At 64.2% G+C, this 15,122-nt stretch carries 17 protein-coding genes and 1 tRNA gene; 13 read left to right on the top strand and 5 right to left on the bottom strand.

The window, feature by feature from the left end; translation table 11 throughout:
* The 6 genes from PVZ72_RS19315 to PVZ72_RS19290 all read left to right on the top strand — a co-directional run.
* Positions 1-308 (top strand): hypothetical protein (locus PVZ72_RS19315; protein WP_273862502.1); only part of this gene is annotated, 308 nt, incomplete at its 5' end.
* Positions 290-790: a hypothetical protein gene (locus PVZ72_RS19310; protein ID WP_273862746.1), complete on the top strand. Its 501-nt coding sequence runs from the start codon at positions 290-292 to the stop codon at positions 788-790. The genes PVZ72_RS19315 and PVZ72_RS19310, both read left to right, overlap by 19 nt.
* A gap of 125 nt (positions 791-915) precedes the next feature.
* Complete coding sequence (locus tag PVZ72_RS19305; RefSeq protein ID WP_273862745.1) at positions 916-1,560, top strand: glycoside hydrolase family 19 protein; 645 nt, start codon at positions 916-918, stop codon at positions 1,558-1,560.
* 43 nt (positions 1,561-1,603) lie between these two features.
* Positions 1,604-2,911, top strand: a complete 1,308-nt coding sequence (locus PVZ72_RS19300) for a hypothetical protein (RefSeq protein WP_273862744.1) — start codon at positions 1,604-1,606, stop codon at positions 2,909-2,911.
* Positions 2,911-3,321: a hypothetical protein gene (locus PVZ72_RS19295; RefSeq protein ID WP_273862743.1), complete on the top strand. Its 411-nt coding sequence runs from the start codon at positions 2,911-2,913 to the stop codon at positions 3,319-3,321. Before PVZ72_RS19300 ends, PVZ72_RS19295 begins: the two co-directional genes overlap by 1 nt.
* Positions 3,318-3,584 carry a hypothetical protein gene (locus PVZ72_RS19290; RefSeq protein WP_273862742.1) on the top strand — a complete coding sequence of 89 codons (267 nt, stop codon included), beginning with the start codon at positions 3,318-3,320 and terminating at the stop codon, positions 3,582-3,584. The genes PVZ72_RS19295 and PVZ72_RS19290 overlap by 4 nt, the downstream gene beginning before the upstream one ends.
* Here PVZ72_RS19290 and PVZ72_RS19285 read toward each other — a convergent pair.
* A complete protein-coding gene (locus PVZ72_RS19285; RefSeq protein WP_273862741.1) occupies positions 3,571-3,882 on the bottom strand; it encodes a hypothetical protein in 312 nt (103 codons plus the stop codon). The two genes, PVZ72_RS19290 and PVZ72_RS19285, sit on opposite strands and share 14 nt — an antisense overlap.
* Positions 3,883-4,019: 137 nt before the next feature.
* Here PVZ72_RS19285 and PVZ72_RS19280 point away from each other — a divergent pair, with 137 nt between their 5' ends.
* Positions 4,020-4,457, top strand: coding sequence for a hypothetical protein (locus PVZ72_RS19280; RefSeq protein ID WP_273862740.1), 438 nt, complete (start codon positions 4,020-4,022; stop codon positions 4,455-4,457).
* A gap of 286 nt (positions 4,458-4,743) precedes the next feature.
* On the opposite strand, the gene PVZ72_RS19275 is transcribed toward PVZ72_RS19280, so the two are convergent.
* From PVZ72_RS19275 to PVZ72_RS19265, 3 genes are all read right to left on the bottom strand, one after another.
* The gene (locus PVZ72_RS19275; RefSeq protein ID WP_273862739.1) at positions 4,744-5,763 is read right to left on the bottom strand and encodes a hypothetical protein; all 1,020 of its coding nucleotides are present in this window, start codon (positions 5,761-5,763) and stop codon (positions 4,744-4,746) included.
* Positions 5,764-5,921: 158 nt separating this feature from the next.
* A complete protein-coding gene (locus PVZ72_RS19270) occupies positions 5,922-7,187 on the bottom strand; it encodes a tyrosine-type recombinase/integrase (protein ID WP_273862738.1) in 1,266 nt (421 codons plus the stop codon).
* A 169-nt stretch (positions 7,188-7,356) separates the two neighbouring features.
* A tRNA-Leu gene (locus tag PVZ72_RS19265) sits at positions 7,357-7,441 on the bottom strand.
* Between the two features lie 106 nt (positions 7,442-7,547).
* On the opposite strand from PVZ72_RS19265, the gene queA reads away from it, so the two are divergent.
* The 6 genes from queA (at position 7,548) to PVZ72_RS19235 (ending at position 13,648) form a co-directional block, all read left to right on the top strand.
* The gene (gene queA / locus PVZ72_RS19260; RefSeq protein WP_273862737.1) at positions 7,548-8,591 is read left to right on the top strand and encodes a tRNA preQ1(34) S-adenosylmethionine ribosyltransferase-isomerase QueA; all 1,044 of its coding nucleotides are present in this window, start codon (positions 7,548-7,550) and stop codon (positions 8,589-8,591) included.
* 10 nt (positions 8,592-8,601) lie between these two features.
* The gene (gene tgt, locus PVZ72_RS19255; RefSeq protein WP_051226203.1) at positions 8,602-9,720 is read left to right on the top strand and encodes a tRNA guanosine(34) transglycosylase Tgt; all 1,119 of its coding nucleotides are present in this window, start codon (positions 8,602-8,604) and stop codon (positions 9,718-9,720) included.
* 147 nt (positions 9,721-9,867) lie between these two features.
* On the top strand, positions 9,868-10,212 hold the full coding sequence (gene yajC / locus PVZ72_RS19250) for a preprotein translocase subunit YajC (protein WP_007162951.1): 345 nt from the start codon (positions 9,868-9,870) through the stop codon (positions 10,210-10,212).
* A gap of 64 nt (positions 10,213-10,276) precedes the next feature.
* Positions 10,277-12,145, top strand: coding sequence for a protein translocase subunit SecD (gene secD, locus PVZ72_RS19245; protein ID WP_187978577.1), 1,869 nt, complete (start codon positions 10,277-10,279; stop codon positions 12,143-12,145).
* A 10-nt stretch (positions 12,146-12,155) separates the two neighbouring features.
* Positions 12,156-13,061 (top strand): protein translocase subunit SecF, encoded by a 906-nt coding sequence (secF, locus tag PVZ72_RS19240; protein WP_187978578.1) that lies wholly within the window; start codon positions 12,156-12,158, stop codon positions 13,059-13,061.
* A gap of 59 nt (positions 13,062-13,120) precedes the next feature.
* Positions 13,121-13,648, top strand: coding sequence for a glycine zipper 2TM domain-containing protein (locus tag PVZ72_RS19235; RefSeq protein WP_133863139.1), 528 nt, complete (start codon positions 13,121-13,123; stop codon positions 13,646-13,648).
* Positions 13,649-13,800: 152 nt separating this feature from the next.
* Here PVZ72_RS19235 and PVZ72_RS19230 read toward each other — a convergent pair whose 3' ends face one another.
* Positions 13,801-14,841 (bottom strand): acyltransferase family protein, encoded by a 1,041-nt coding sequence (locus tag PVZ72_RS19230; RefSeq protein ID WP_133863140.1) that lies wholly within the window; start codon positions 14,839-14,841, stop codon positions 13,801-13,803.
* Positions 14,842-15,122 lie beyond the last annotated feature (281 nt).

Below are 15,122 nucleotides of genomic sequence, written 5' to 3'. Positions count from 1 at the left end.
CGGTGGTGCAGAGCTACAACCCGACGTTCGAGATATCGACCTGGGACCGGCAGATGACCGAGGCCGAGAACTGGAGCAGGGCGCCGGCGGATGCCAAGCCCGCCACCCCATTCCTGACCTCAATGCACGAGCAGCGCCAGGCCTACGGCATCGGCGGCACCTTCGCCGACCTAGTGCAGGTGGTGCTGGAGTCCGGCCAGCTCTACTGCGGCAAGGCGGGGAAGGTGCTGGGCATCTGGCAGGGCGCGCGCTACGCCATCAGCGTCTCGGAGCATCCGGAGGACGTGGCATGGCAGTTCCCGAACTGATCCCTGAGGTAGGCAAGTTCGACCGGTACCCGCTGATGCGGCAGACGTCGCGCTGGGAGTGGGTGGTGGAGGAGGTGTTCTCCTTCCACGACCCGGTGGTGGGCGTGATCACCTGCCCGGCGCCATCGCCCACCGACCTGGCCAGCATTCGCTTCCTCAGGGAGGTGTTCCGCTGGGGCGCGATCATCGCCGTGGTGTTCGCCATCTTCAGCGCCGCGTTCGGCCTGCCGCTGGTGCTGGCCATCGTCGCCGCGGTGATCGCCCTGGTGGCGGTCCTGCTGTACGCCTATATCGCCGGCTACGGTAACCGCATGAGCGCCATGCACGACTTCCTGTACCGCTCCAAGCGCTTCCCGAAAGCGGTGTGCGACCAGATCCTATGGCGCATGGCCCGGACCGGGGAGGGCATGGCGCGCCCACGTGCGGCCGTCTTCTACCTGGGCCCGGTCCTGGGTGGCCAGCGGCGCTACGGCCGGCGCTAAATCCTCACGCTCGCGCGGAATGCCCCGCCGGATAGCGCCGCAATGACCTAAATCCTCGCGATCGTGAGGACACCTAATCCTATCAGCCCGCCACTGCGCGGGCTTTTTTATGCCTGGAGTTTCCCATGCTCATCACCGAGCACCAGCTGGTCGCCATCCTGCCCGGCGCGGCCAAGGTGGCGACCGTCTTCGTCCCGGCGCTGAACGCCGCCATGAATCGCTACGCCATCGAGCAAAACGCGCTGCGCATCTCTGCCTTCCTCGGCCAGTGCGGCCACGAGTCCGGCGAGCTGACCCGCCTGGTCGAGAACCTGAATTACAGCGCCCAGGGCCTGGCCAACACCTGGCCGAGCCGGTACGCCATCGACCCGCGCGCCAAGGAGCTGAAGCCGAACGAACTCGCCGCCCGCCTGGCCCGTCGCCCCGAGGCTATCGCGAACAACGCCTATGCCAACCGCAACGGCAACGGCCCGGAGTCCTCCGGCGACGGCTGGACCTATCGGGGCCGCGGCCTGGTGCAGGTCACCGGCCGGGCCAACTACGTCGCTGCCGGCACCGCCCTGGCGCTGGATCTCGTCCGCCGACCCGAGCTGCTGGAGCTGCCCTGGAACGCCTGCATGTCCGCTGCGCACTTCTGGTCGGCCAACGGCTTGAACCAGTTGGCCGACGCCCGGGACACGCTGGCCATCACCAAGAAGATCAACGGCGGTACCAAGGGCCTGGCCGAGCGAGCCGCGCTCACCGCCCGCGCCCTGGCCGTCCTCAGCTGATCCACCCACCCCGCTGCACCCACCGACAACAAGGACACGGACCATGCCCTATCCCCGCCGCTTGCCGCGTATTCTCGACCCGCTGTACGACCAGATGGAGGAGCGTGACAAGCTCGCCGGCTTGGCCACCACCGGTACCAACGTTCTCACCCGGGGCCTGTTCGGGCGCCTGCGGCAGCAGACCCTGACCGCCGTCACTACCTTCAACCTGCAGATCGAGCTGGAAGGCGAGTTCATGTCCTTCCGCGTAGGCATCCCCAATGTGTCCGCGACTCCCGTCACCGGCGTGAAGGTGTGCGTCGGTGTCTCCGCGGCGGTGCCGGCCGCCACCCACCTGGTGGCCATCGCGCCCGAGCAGGGCGAGTGGATCGATCTCACCTTCAACGGCGCGGCCACTGTGGACCTGGCGGCGCGCTCGGCTGAGGAAGTCTGGAGCGTCACCTGGTCCGATCCGGTGTTCCTGCCCAGCGTGGTGCGCACTGATGCCACCACCGGCCGCCCCCTGGTGCTGGTGCGCATGGAATACCCGGCCAACTCGGTCGCCTCGATGCCCTACAACAACCTCTACAACTGGCGCAGCACCGGCCCGCGCGTGTGCCGCTGCTCGAACCAGGAGGTGCAGGGCGTCACCAACAAGCCCGCCTTCACCCAGGCCAACGTCTACAGCAGCGGCGGCGATGAGAAGGCGGTGATTCCGCTGATCCAGTACATCACGGTCGCGCGTGGCCACCAGGTGCTGATCGGCGGCGACAGCATCCCCGAGGGCCTGGGCGGCAGCGTCCGCGACATGGGCGCCGTCCAGCGTGCCGTGCTGGCGCTGTCGACGCCTGACCGCCCCATCGAGTACGTGAACGCCGGGCTGCATGCCCAGGTGCCGGACGTCTACAGCCGCCTGGTGGTGTCCCTGCTGGCGGCGGTGCGGCCGACGATCCTGGCCTATGCGCCCTGGTCCATCAACGACGTGCCCAACGGCGGCATGACCGGAGCGGGCCTGCGCCGGCTGCGGGGATCCTTCGGGCGTGTCATGGATGGGCTGCGCACCACCGGCTTGCGGCCGATCATCTTCCTGCCCGAGGCTACCCCGGCCAACAGCGACAAGCGCCCGCATGGCGCCGGCGACCAGGCGCGCCGCGACTACAACGCGAACTGGCTGCCGCGCTGCACGGGCGCCATCGTGGTGAAGGGTACCGCCGCGGTGGTCACCGGCACCCGGGACGCCTCTGGCCAGGACCAGATCAAGGCTGGTATGACCGATCCGAACGATGGGGTGCACCTGCTCGACGCGGGCTACGACGCCCAGGCCGAGTTGTGGAAGCCCTACCTGTCCCTGGTGCAGGAGCGCCTGCAGTAATGGTCGTGCTCGAGCAGTACAGGGCGGCCGTGATCGCGGTCGTCGTTGTCGTCCTGCTCGGCCTGGGCGTAGTGATCGGCGGCGGGGTGGCCTACTGGCTCACCGCCGGCCACTACCGGCCCATCGTCGAAGGCCTGCGGGATGACGTGAAGACCTCTTCCAGCACTCTGGCGTCCTGCCGGACCACCAGCAGCACGCTGGAAGGGCAGGTAGGCCAGCAGAACCAGGCCCTGGCCGATCTGCGCCTGGCCGCCGAGATGCGCGCAAAGGACGCCGAGCCGATTCAGCAGCAGGCTGCCAAGGCCGCCGGCGAGGACTACCAGGCAGCCAATCGCCTGCAGCAGGAGCGCACCGGGGGCGACCCGGCAGCGGCCGCCGCGGCCATCATCGATAAGGAGCTGGGCCTATGAGGTGGATCATCGTCGGGATACTGGTCGCGCTGGCGGGGTGCGGCGCCCAGCCCGTTGCCGAGCCAGAGCCGCGCGTGGTGCGCGTAGATGTGCCGGTCCAGGTGCCGTGCCGAGTGAAGGCGCCGGCGGTACCGGCCTGGGCGGCGGAGGGGCTGCGCAAGGAGGACAGCCTGGAGGTGAAGGTTCGGGCGCTGCTGGCTGAGCGTCGGCAGCGGATCGGCTACGAGCGGGAGCTGGTGGCAGCAGTTGTCAGCTGCCAGTAGCTGGTTCTGGCCGCTCACCGAACTTGATTTCAAAGAGGCCGAGGTCGTCACCCTCAAGATGCACCAGGTCTCCGGAAAAACTACGTCCGCCCGCGTCAAGATGCACATAGCCTGGCAATTCTCGCCAGCCGATAGGCCCGGATTTCTCTATCGGGCTGCGCACCGAAACCGTATAGCCCTTGACGTCTGGCGCTCTGCTCAGGACGCCGTCGAACGTCAGGTAGATGGTAGAGCTCGGGCCAGACACCGAGCAGCGCTTGAGCTGCACGCTAATCTTGCCGGTATAGGGAAGCTGCATGGAAGCGATCCTCTAAGGCGTGTGAGCTGATGCTATCAATGATAGGCAGGGATGGGCGTCATACCGTTCGTCGGTGTCAAGCTTGCTGGAGCCATCTCGCCTAACTACTGTATGGAAAACCAGTATCGGGCTATGCCATGGAACAAGTCGACGAGTTCGGCAGCTTCGGGGGTGACGACTTCGACCCGGACTGCCTGGAGATGATCAGGAACCAGCGCGACCTCTACGTCGAGGAGATCGCGATCATGCGCGGTATCATGGGCCGCCTGCGGCAGAACCTGCTCACGGTGCTGGCTGAGCGCGATCAGCTGTGGACCGAGGTCCGCATCGTCCGGGGATTCAGTCAGCTCAGCGTCCAGAAGTGGATGGCCGGCGGCGGCGAGGGTGCCCCCGCGAGAGCCCTGCAGGAGATCGACGTGAAGTATCACGAGCTGCTGCTGGCGGTGAACGTCACCCAGAAGGAGAGCGAGCACCTGCGCCAGGAGCTGGCCACGGCCAGGGCGATGGCCATCGACGAGAAGATGGACGCCGATCGGCTGCGCAGCCAGGTCAGCTGGCTGCAGGGGAAAAGATAGAAATGAGATGGCTTGTGTAGCCGCTAGTGTCAGTGCAGAAAATGAAGGCATAAAAAAGCCGGCGCTAGGCCGGCTTTTTTATGACCGCGATCAGTGAATCTCGACAAGTCCATTTCGGTACGTCAAGACTCGCTCACCAGCGCTGGCAGAGGACTGACAATCCCGTTTCGTATCCTGAAACGAAGGAATCGAGCCACTTCGCTCAGCATAGGATGGGCTTTGTTGCACTCGGCCATCACGATCACGCTGGCTCTGGGAACCGATCTGACCCGAGGATTCGCGGTAGCTATAAGTCATGGGAGTAACCTGTGTGGTTATGAACCAGTTTAGGCTCGTTGAGCATGGTGAATTTTTCACCCCTCTTGAGCACCCCTACGTGGGTTCTTCCACCAACGGTTGCAACGCCGTTGGCGAATCTTTGCATTCCTGACTGCAAATTCACAAGAAGCTCTACCAAGTCGACCGCGTACTGGGTCGGTAAATTCCCGAAATCGATGCTGGCTTGTTGGTCCCCCCAAGGGAGATTGAGCGCAAGATCGGGGACTTGGGATGTGAAGCCTTCGGGAATAATTACACCCTGTGCTGCAAGCTCTTCAAGTAAATTTTGCGTTACGTTTCGTGTGTAAGCCGCGGATTGAGCCCTCATAACCCTTTCCACGGTCTGAGCCAGCTGCCCGTCAACCCCTACCAGCAAGCGCTCGACAAAATTGGACTGACCACCAAAGCACGTGCCTGAACGAGTGGGCCAGTTGAACTGCTCCTCAATCGTCGAGGTTTTGACGTAAACCTTGAATACCTGGCTTTTAGCATCTTCTGTGCCATAGCCACCAATGATGAAGTGTACATCGGCTTGGAATGGCATCTCGTCCGGGGTGATCTTGTCGAACTGGACCTGTTCTTCCCACAGCACCCGAACGTGGGCCAAAAAAGCCTCTGCGACAGCTCGAACGGTGCCGAAGGTTCTGTTCTCCGACGTGCAGAGCTTGCGGAACCTAGATGCTACCCCGGCGATTGTGACGCCTGAGAGGGTGGCCAAGCCGGCGGTGACAGCTGCTACCGAGGTGTCTTCGTCTTCATAAAGGCAGAACATTTTCTGTGCGCCGCCAAAGACGTTTGTTACCAGCGGCTCGATGTGAGCAGTCGAGACCACCTTGTGACCCATGGCATCGACCAGCTCATTGCCGTCTGCGTCACGCGCGAAACCAACGTTAGGCCGCAAGAAAATGGCCGGCTCTACCTGGCTGGACAGGCTGTCACAGCCAAGGACGATGGCGTCGAATGTAGCAATTGCGATGTTGATGGTCATTTCAGATCCAACTCTAGCCGACTTAGCATCCCTTCTATCGACCGATCGCAGCGTATGTTTAGCATTCGCGCGAGGGCGGCGAAGATTACACCAGCTGATTTTCTTTCGTGTGACTGAGCGCTGAACGGTCTGAAGAAGGGGATATGCAGGCGAGGCCGTTAAGCTCGCTGAAGGCTAACCCTCCTCGCAAAATCCTCGCGAAGCTCCGTGGTAGTGCCCTCAGCTAGCGAGTCGAGATAGTCGCTGTACCACTGCATCATCTCGCGGCGCTGCCGCAGGTACTGGGCCTTGTTGTAGACCCCAGAGACCCCTTCCTCCTTGTGCGCGAGCTGGACTTCCACGAAATCCTTGTGCCACTCGTGCTCTCTCAGCAGCGTACTGGCGGTGTGGCGCGTGCCATGGCCGACCAGCCTTCCTTTATATCCCACCAGGGCGAAGACGTTGCCGATGGTGTTCTCGCTGATCACCGGTGTCTTGGGGCCGACGCCAGGGAACAGGTAGCGCCCGTCGCCGGTGAAGCGCTGCAGCTCCTGCAACTGGGCGACCAGCTGGGTGCTGAGCGGCACCACGAAGTCCCGGCGCATTTTCATCTTGGCCGCCGGCACCGTCCATTCAGCCTTCGCCAGGTCCAGCTCTGTCCATTCCGCATAGCGCACCATGCCCGGGCGGCTGGCAGTCCGGATCGCCATCCAGGCGGCAGTCAGTGCGATGGTCCGGCTTCTGGATCCGCGCATGGCGTGCAGGAAGTCCGGCAGCTCGTGCTCCAGCAGGTGAGGGTATTGCTGGGTTTCCGGCGCCGGCGCGGCGATGACCAGCAGCTCGCTGGCCGGGTTGTTCTCGCACAGGCCCCGGGCAATTGCGTGACTGAATATCCGCTGAAGCCACCCGCGGACCTTCTTCGCGACGTTGTGGGCGTCCCGGGCTTCGATGCCGGCCTGTAGCCGGGCGCAGTCCTTCCGAGTCACCTCGTCGACCTGCAGGTGTCCCAGCGCTGGCAGGATGTCCTTGTCGAGGTAGGTGCGCATCTTCTCCAAGGTCGAAGCGGACAGGCCCTCGCGGGTCTTCTGCTCGTACCAGGTTTCTGCTGCCGTCCGGAACAAGTTCTGCTTCGCCTTCGCCTCGGCCGCCGCGGCTGTCGCCTTCTGGCCGACCGGGTCGATGCCCTGGTCGATCAGGTCAATGGCATCCCGGGCTTTCTCGCGGGCGCGCTTCGCCGACACCTCGGGGTAGCCGCCGAGGCCCATCCACGACCAGGCGCCGGTCTGCTTCTTGAACCTGAGCTCCCAGCGCTTCCGGCCGTTCGGCGAGACGACGAAGTAGAGGCGGTCAGTACCGTAGTTTTCCCGATACTCCTTGGCCTCCGGATCGAGCGAAGAGAGCACCGTGTCGGCCAGCGGCCGGCGCTTGATGTCCGTGCGTTTCATGTCGTCCTTGTATGGATTAGTTCGAGCAAAAACGGACCATACACAAGGCCATACAGCGCGACAAGATTCGTGCTGGTTTGAGGTGGTGCATGTTGGGATGTCAAAGCCGCTGGAGGTAGCGTCTTTGCTAGATTCGCGGACCATGCTGGCGCATGTGGAATCATTGGAATGGTGCCCCGGGGGAGACTCGAACTCCCACTCCTTTCGGAAACGGATTTTGAATCCGCCGCGTCTACCGGTTCCGCCACCGGGGCAATGGCGGCGGAGTATAGGGACGCGGGCAGGCCCGGTCAATCCAAAGTGCTTTGGTGAAAAAGGTCGCTTCCGGTAAGCTGTGCGGCCTTTCGAGATCTACCTGCCATGCACGTCGCCGACTTCCATTTCGACCTCCCCGAATCCCTCATCGCCCGTCATCCGCTGGCCGAGCGCCGCGGCAGTCGATTGCTGGTGCTCGACGGCCCCAGCGGTGAGCTGAGTCATCGCCACTTCGCCGATCTGCTGGGTTATCTGCGACCCGGCGACCTGATGGTGTTCAACGACACCCGGGTGATACCCGCGCGGCTGTTCGGCCAGAAGGCCAGCGGCGGCAAGCTGGAGGTCCTGGTGGAGCGGGTGCTGGACGAAGAGCGGGTGCTGGCCCATGTGCGCTCCAGCAAGTCGCCCAAGCCGGGCAGCCGCATCCTGATCGACGGCGGCGCCGAGGCCGAGATGGTGGCGCGCCACGAGGCGCTGTTCGAATTGAAATTCGCCGAGCCGGTGCTGCCGCTGCTGGAGCGGGTCGGCCACATGCCGCTGCCGCCCTATATCGACCGGCCCGACGAAGCCGAGGATCGCGAGCGCTACCAGACCGTCTATGCGCGCAATGCCGGCGCCGTGGCCGCGCCTACCGCCGGACTGCACTTCGACGAGCCGCTGCTGGACGCCATCCGCGCCAAGGGCGTGACGACCGCCTTCGTCACCCTACACGTCGGTGCCGGTACCTTCCAGCCGGTGCGGGTGGAAAAGATCGAAGACCACCACATGCACCGCGAGTGGCTGCAGGTCGACCAGGCCGTGGTGGATGCCGTGGCCGCCTGCCGCGCCCGTGGCGGCCGGGTGGTCGCGGTCGGCACCACCAGCGTGCGTTCGCTGGAGAGCGCCGCCCGTGACGGCGAGCTCAAGGCCTTCGCTGGCGAGACGGACATCTTTCTCTATCCCGGCCGGCCCTTCCACGTGGTCGATGCGCTGGTGACCAACTTCCACCTGCCCGAGTCGACCCTGCTGATGCTGGTGTCGGCCTTCGCCGGTTACCGCGAGACCATGGCCGCCTATGCCACGGCCGTGGCCGAGGGCTATCGCTTCTTCAGTTATGGCGACGCCATGTTCATCACCCGCAATCCCGGGGCCCAGGGCCCGGAGAGCTGATATGAGTTTCATGAATTTCGAATTGCTGGCCACCGAGGGCAAGGCCCGTCGCGGTCGCCTGACCTTTCCCCGCGGCGTGGTCGAGACCCCGGCCTTCATGCCGGTCGGTACCTACGGCACGGTCAAGGGCATGCTGCCCGACAGCGTCGCCGATATCGGTGCCCAGATCATCCTCGGCAACACCTTCCATCTCTGGCTACGGCCTGGGACCGAGGTGATCCAGCGCCATGGCGACCTGCACGACTTCATGCAGTGGCAGGGGCCGATCCTCACCGATTCCGGCGGCTTCCAGGTGTTCAGCCTGGGCGCGCTGCGCAAGATCAAGGAGGAGGGCGTCTACTTCGCCTCGCCGGTGGACGGCGCCAAGGTCTTCATGGGCCCCGAGGAATCCATGGCGGTGCAACGCGCCCTGGGCTCGGACATCGTGATGATCTTCGACGAGTGCACGCCCTATCCGGCGGACTTCGACACCGCGCGTCGTTCCATGGAACTGTCGCTGCGCTGGGCCAAGCGCTCCCGCGAAGCCCATGGCGACAATCCCTCGGCGCTGTTCGGCATCGTCCAGGGCGGCATGCACGAAGAACTGCGCCTGAGATCCCTGGAGGGGCTGGAAGGCATCGGCTTCGACGGCTATGCCATCGGCGGCCTGTCGGTGGGCGAGCCCAAGGAAGAGATGATCCGGGTGCTGGACTTCCTGCCACCGCACCTGCCGGCGGACAAGCCGCGCTACCTGATGGGCGTGGGCAAGCCGGAAGACCTGGTGGAAGGCGTACGCCGCGGCGTCGACATGTTCGACTGCGTGATGCCCACCCGCAACGCCCGCAACGGCCATCTGTTCATCGATACCGGCGTGCTCAAGCTGCGCAACGCCGTGCACCGTCACGACGAGACGCCGCTGGATCCCACCTGCGACTGTTACACCTGCAAACATTTCTCCCGGGCCTATCTGCACCATCTGGATAAATGCGGGGAAATGCTGGGGAGTATGCTGAATACGATCCACAACCTGCGGTATTACCAGCGCGTGATGGCCGGTTTGCGCCAGGCTATCCAAGAGGGTAAATTGGCCGACTTTGTGGACGCCTTCTATGCACGGCGCGGCCTGCCTACGCCGCCGCTCGACCGCTGAAAGCCCCTGTCCGATCGTCCAGGCGAAACGGCGCTCGCGCGTCCTTCGCCGGGTGCGTGACCGGGGTCCCGAGGCGGTCGGAACGGCTGCGAGCGACCCCCGGCATCTCTTCTTTTTCCGTCATCCAACTCTGCAAGGAGTAGTGCAATGAGTTTTCTGATTTCCACGGCCCAGGCCCAGGAAGCTGCCGCGCCGGCCGCCAACGCTGCACCGGGAGGTGAATACATTCAGTTCATCTTCCTGATCGGCTTCGTGGTGATCTTCTATTTCCTGATCTGGCGTCCCCAGGCCAAGCGCACCAAGGATCACAAGAACCTGATCGGCGGCCTGCAGAAGGGTGACGAAGTGGTGACCACCGGTGGTATCGCCGGCCGCATCAACAAGGTCACCGACGAGTTCGTGGTGCTGGAAGTGTCCGACAACGTCGAACTGAAATTCCAGAAGGGCGCCATCGCCGCGACCCTGCCGAAAGGCACCCTGAAGGCGCTCTGAGCCTTCCTCAATCTAGCTAACACCGGGGCGCGCAAGGCGCCCCGCCTTTATCTCGGGCGGTGTCATGCTCAACAAATATCCCCTCTGGAAGTACCTGCTGATCCTGGCCGTACTGGTCGTGGGCGCCATCTATTCGGTTCCTAATCTGTACCCCGACGATCCGGCCCTGCAGATCAGCGCTTCCAGCACCGAACGCGCGGTGACCCCCGCCGAGGTCCAGCGTGTAGACGCGGCCCTGGCGCAGGCGAAGCTCGCCGTGAAGTCCAGTGATCTCAACGCCAATGGCAGCCGGGTGCTGATCCGCCTGACGCGCGCCGATGATCAGCTGCCGGCCCAGGAAGTGGTCCGTCGTACCCTCGGCGACGACTTCGTGGTCGCCCTGAACCTGGCTCCTACCACGCCGCAGTGGCTGCGCAAGCTGGGCGCCAGCCCCATGAAGCTCGGCCTGGACCTGTCCGGCGGTGTGCACTTCCTGCTGGCGGTTGACATGGACAAGGCCGTGGATGCGCGCCTGAAGGTCTATGACAACGAGGTCAAGACCCTGCTGCGTCGCGAGAAGGTGCGCTATCGCAGCATGCCCGACCAGAACGGTGCCCTGCAGCTGGGCTTTACCGACGCCGCCGACCTGCAGCAGGCGCAGAGCCTGATCCGCAAGAACTACGCTGATTTCGAGCTGACCACCGATACCCGGGGCGACCTGCAGGTGCTGCGTCTGCAGCTGACCGAGGCCAAGTTGCGCGAGATCCGCAACTATGCCGTCACCCAGAACCTGACCACGGTGCGCAACCGGGTCAACGAACTGGGCGTGGCCGAGCCGCTGGTGCAGCGTCAGGGCGCCGACCGCATCGTGGTCGAGCTGCCGGGCGTGCAGGACACCGCCGAAGCCAAGCGCATCCTCGGCAAGACCGCCAACCTGGAATTCCGCCTGGCCGCCACCGCGGACACCCCGCGGGCCTCCACCGAGAGCTTCGAATTCCGCGAGCCCGGTCGCCCGGCGGTGCCGCTGGAGCGTAACGTCATCATCACCGGTGACCAGGTCACCGACGCCTCGGCCAGCTTCGACGAAAACGGCCGGCCCCAGGTCAACATCCGTCTGGATGGCCATGGCGGCGATCTGATCAACCGCGCTACTCGCAGCAACGTCGGCCGCAGCATGGCCGTGGTGTTCATCGAGCAGCGTCCGGTCACTCGCTACACCACCCAGACCGTGGATGGCGTGCAGAAGGAAGTGGCGGTGCCCGGCTTCGAGGAAGAGCGGCGCATCATCAGCCTGGCGACCATCCAGTCGGCCCTGGGCAACAGCTTCCGCATCACCGGCCTGAACGGTTCGGGCGAGGCCTCGGAACTGGCGCTGCTGCTGCGTGCCGGTGGCCTGGCCGCACCCATGTACTTCGCTGAAGAACGCACCCTCGGCCCGAGCCTGGGCGCCGACAACATCGAGAAGGGCATCGATGCCTCGCTGTGGGGCATGGTCTTCGTCTCGCTGTTCCTGATCGCCATCTACCGCTTCTTCGGGCTGCTGGCGACCATCGCCCTGGGCTTCAACATGGTCTTGCTGATGGCCTTGATGTCCATCCTGCATGCCACCCTGACCCTGCCGGGTATCGCCGGTATCGTCCTGACCATGGGCCAGGCGGTGGACGCCAACGTGCTGATCTTCTCGCGGATCCGCGAAGAGATCGCCAACGGCATGCCGATCCAGCGCGCTATCCATGAGGGCTTCAGTCGCGCCTTCACGGCGATCCTGGACTCCAACCTGACGACCCTGCTGGTGGGCGCCATCCTGTTCGCCATGGGCACCGGGCCGGTCAAGGGCTTCGCCGTGACCATGTCGCTGGGTATCTTCACCTCCCTGTTCACCGCCATCTTCGTGACCCGTGCCATGGTCAACCTGATTTATGGCGGCCGGAACGTCAAGAAGCTGTGGATTTGAGGACGCGGCGATGAAAAAGACCATCAACTTCATGGGCGTACGCAATATCGCGTTCGCCATCACCGCGCTCCTGACCGTTCTGGCGTTGTTCAGCTGGTTCTACAAGGGGCTGAACTTCGGCCTGGATTTCACCGGCGGTACCCTGATCGAGCTGCGCTACGAGCAGCCCGCCGACCTCGGCAAGATCCGTCAGGAATTGCAGGGCGCCGGCTTCGGAGAAGCCGTGGTGCAGAGTTTCGGCGCCACCACCGATGTGCTGGTACGGATGCCGGGTGACAACCCGCAGCTGGGTCAGCAGGTGACCGGCGCGCTGCAGAAGGCGAGCACCGAGCGCTTTTCCCTGACCCGCACCGAGTTCGTCGGTCCGCAGGTGGGCGCGGAGCTACGTGACCAGGGCGGCCTGGGCATGCTGCTGGCCCTGGGCGGGGTGCTGCTCTACGTGGCCTTCCGCTTCCAGTGGAAGTTCGCCGTGGGCGCCATCATTTCGCTGGTGCACGACGTGGTGGTGACCCTGGGTCTGTTGTCGTTCTTCCAGATCACCTTCGACCTGACGGTGCTGGCAGCGGTCCTGGCCATCATCGGCTACTCGCTCAATGACACCATCGTGGTGTTCGACCGGGTGCGGGAAAACTTCCGGGTGCTGCGCAAGGCCAGTCTGATCGAGAACATCAACGTCTCGACCACCCAGACCCTGCTGCGTACCCTGGCGACCTCGATCTCGACCCTGCTGGCCGTGGCGGCGCTGCTGTTCTTTGGCGGCGACAACCTGTTCGGCTTCTCGCTGGCGCTGTTCATCGGCGTGCTGGCCGGTACCTACTCGTCGATCTATATCGCCAACGTGGTGCTGATCTGGCTGGACCTGAAGAGCGAAGACCTGATCCCGCCGCAAGCCAAGGAACTCGACGAGCGCCCCTGATGTCCCAGGCATGGCAAAGGGCCAGGTGCCCGCTATGACAGAGTAGTCAGGAGGTTGTAGTGAACAAGTCGATGCTCGTAGGTACGGTTCTGGGAGCCATCGTCGCCACCGCAGGTGGCGCCGTGGCGTACAGTTTCGTCGACCGCGGGCCTCAGTACGCCGAGGTCGTCGCCGTCCAGCCGGTCAAGGAAACGGTCAAGACCCCGCGCGAGGTCTGCAAGGAGGTCGCGGTAACTCACCGTCGGCCGGTTCAGGACCAGCACCAGATCGCCGGGACCGCCGTAGGCGCGGTCGTCGGCGGTCTGCTGGGCAACCAGGTCGGCAACGGCAGCGGCAAGACCCTGGCGACCATCGCCGGTGCCGTTGGCGGTGGTTACGCCGGCAACAAGGGTCAGGAATACATGCAGAACCGCGACACCTACACCACCAGCCAGACCCGCTGCAGCACGGTCAATGATAGCAAGGACCAGGTGGTCGGCTATGACGTTAAGTACCTGCTGGATGGCAAGATCGGCCAGGTCCGCATGGACCACGAGCCGGGCAAGCAGCTGGAAGTGAAGAACGGCCAGGTGCTGGCCAGCCAGTGATCCGCGCCAGCGGCTGAAGTCCTCAGGGCTTCAGGCACAAAAAACCCGCTACCAGGCAACTGGTAGCGGGTTTTTTGTTGGCGCTCGCGCGGTGATTCGAGAGGGCTGTCGCTCCGGCCGGGCGCGCCGGGCGCCCTGGCCGGTGCCATCACTCAGACGGCGGGGCGGGGGGTTTCTGCTTTGGGCCGAAGCCACCGCCGGGCGGAGATCCACGCCGGCGCCTCGAACAGACCGTTGATGCCGCGCGCTTCCAGCAGCTTGGCGATGGCCACCGGCACCAGGATGCCGAAGGCGCAGCCGGCGACGATATGCAGCAGGCCGTCGTTGATATGCAGGCCCTTGCTCAGGATGATGCGGGCGCCGCTGCCGCTCAGTACGTGCATCACGTAGATCGGCATGGACAGCGCGCCCAGGGTGAGTACCCATTGCAGCGGCCGCTGCGCCAGCACCATGCAGGTGGCGCTGACGAAGACGATGCCGTTCAGCGCCAGCACCAGGGTGGCCAGGCCGCGATCGGTGTAGACCAGGCCCAGCAGGCCGTGGAACCAGTATTCGAGCACCACGAACAGCAGACCCGAACCCAGCATCACGCGGCCGGCCTGCTCCTCGATGGCCTGCTTGAAGTTGTTGAACCAGACACCGAAGGCGAAGAACACGAAGTTCTGCGCGGTGAAGGTGAAGAAGAAGTCTTCCGGGCCGGCGTTCTGGAACAGATAGACCAGGGCGCCAAAGGCGAACACGGCGAAGAAGGCCAGCGGCTTGGCCCAGCGATAGGCGAGCATGGCCAGGCAGAACACCAGGAACAGCGCATAGAGGAACCAGAACTGCTGGCGTGGCTCCCAGACCGTCAGAACTTCGCTGAAGCTCACGCCGCCGTTGGTGTAGCGCGACATCAGCGCCTCCACCGAACCCTGCAGCAGCGACCACACCAGGAAGGGATAGACGATGGTGTCGATCTTGTTCACCAGCAGGCCGCCGGTGCCGCGCTTGACGAAGGAGTTGTAGAAGAACAGGCCGGACAGGAAGAAGAACAGCGGCATGTGGAAGCTGTAGATGACGCTGTCCACCAGGCCGTGGAATTCGGCGTCCTGCAGGATGCCGGCGTTGAGCAGGCCGCGGACGACATGGCCATAGACGACCAGCACGATGCCTATGGCTTTCGCATAGTCGACCCAGAGATTGCGAGTGTTCATTGAATGATCCTTTTCAAAAGAGAACCTGTGCAGCTGAGGCCAAAGCACTGGGGCAAACGAAAGCAGGGACGCTGCGGCGCCAGGGCGCGCGTGGCGACAGGTTCGGTCATGGTAGGACTCCCGAAGGAACGACGTCCGTAAGTAGCCGGTTACAGGAAGGGGCTCCTTGCCCGCGTTCTGACCGTGGCTATCTGCCATTGTTCATGGCCTGTTTCCGGCGATGCGTGACCGGGACGACACTTTGGCCGCCCGAGGGGCAATTGTCCGACGAGCTGTAACCG

It is taken from the genome of Pseudomonas sp. LA5, assembly GCF_028640825.1.
GTDB lineage: Bacteria > Pseudomonadota > Gammaproteobacteria > Pseudomonadales > Pseudomonadaceae > Chryseomonas > Chryseomonas aestiva.
The sequence above is the reverse complement of the archived record's forward strand: the minus strand, read 5'-3'. Positions and strand labels throughout refer to the sequence as shown.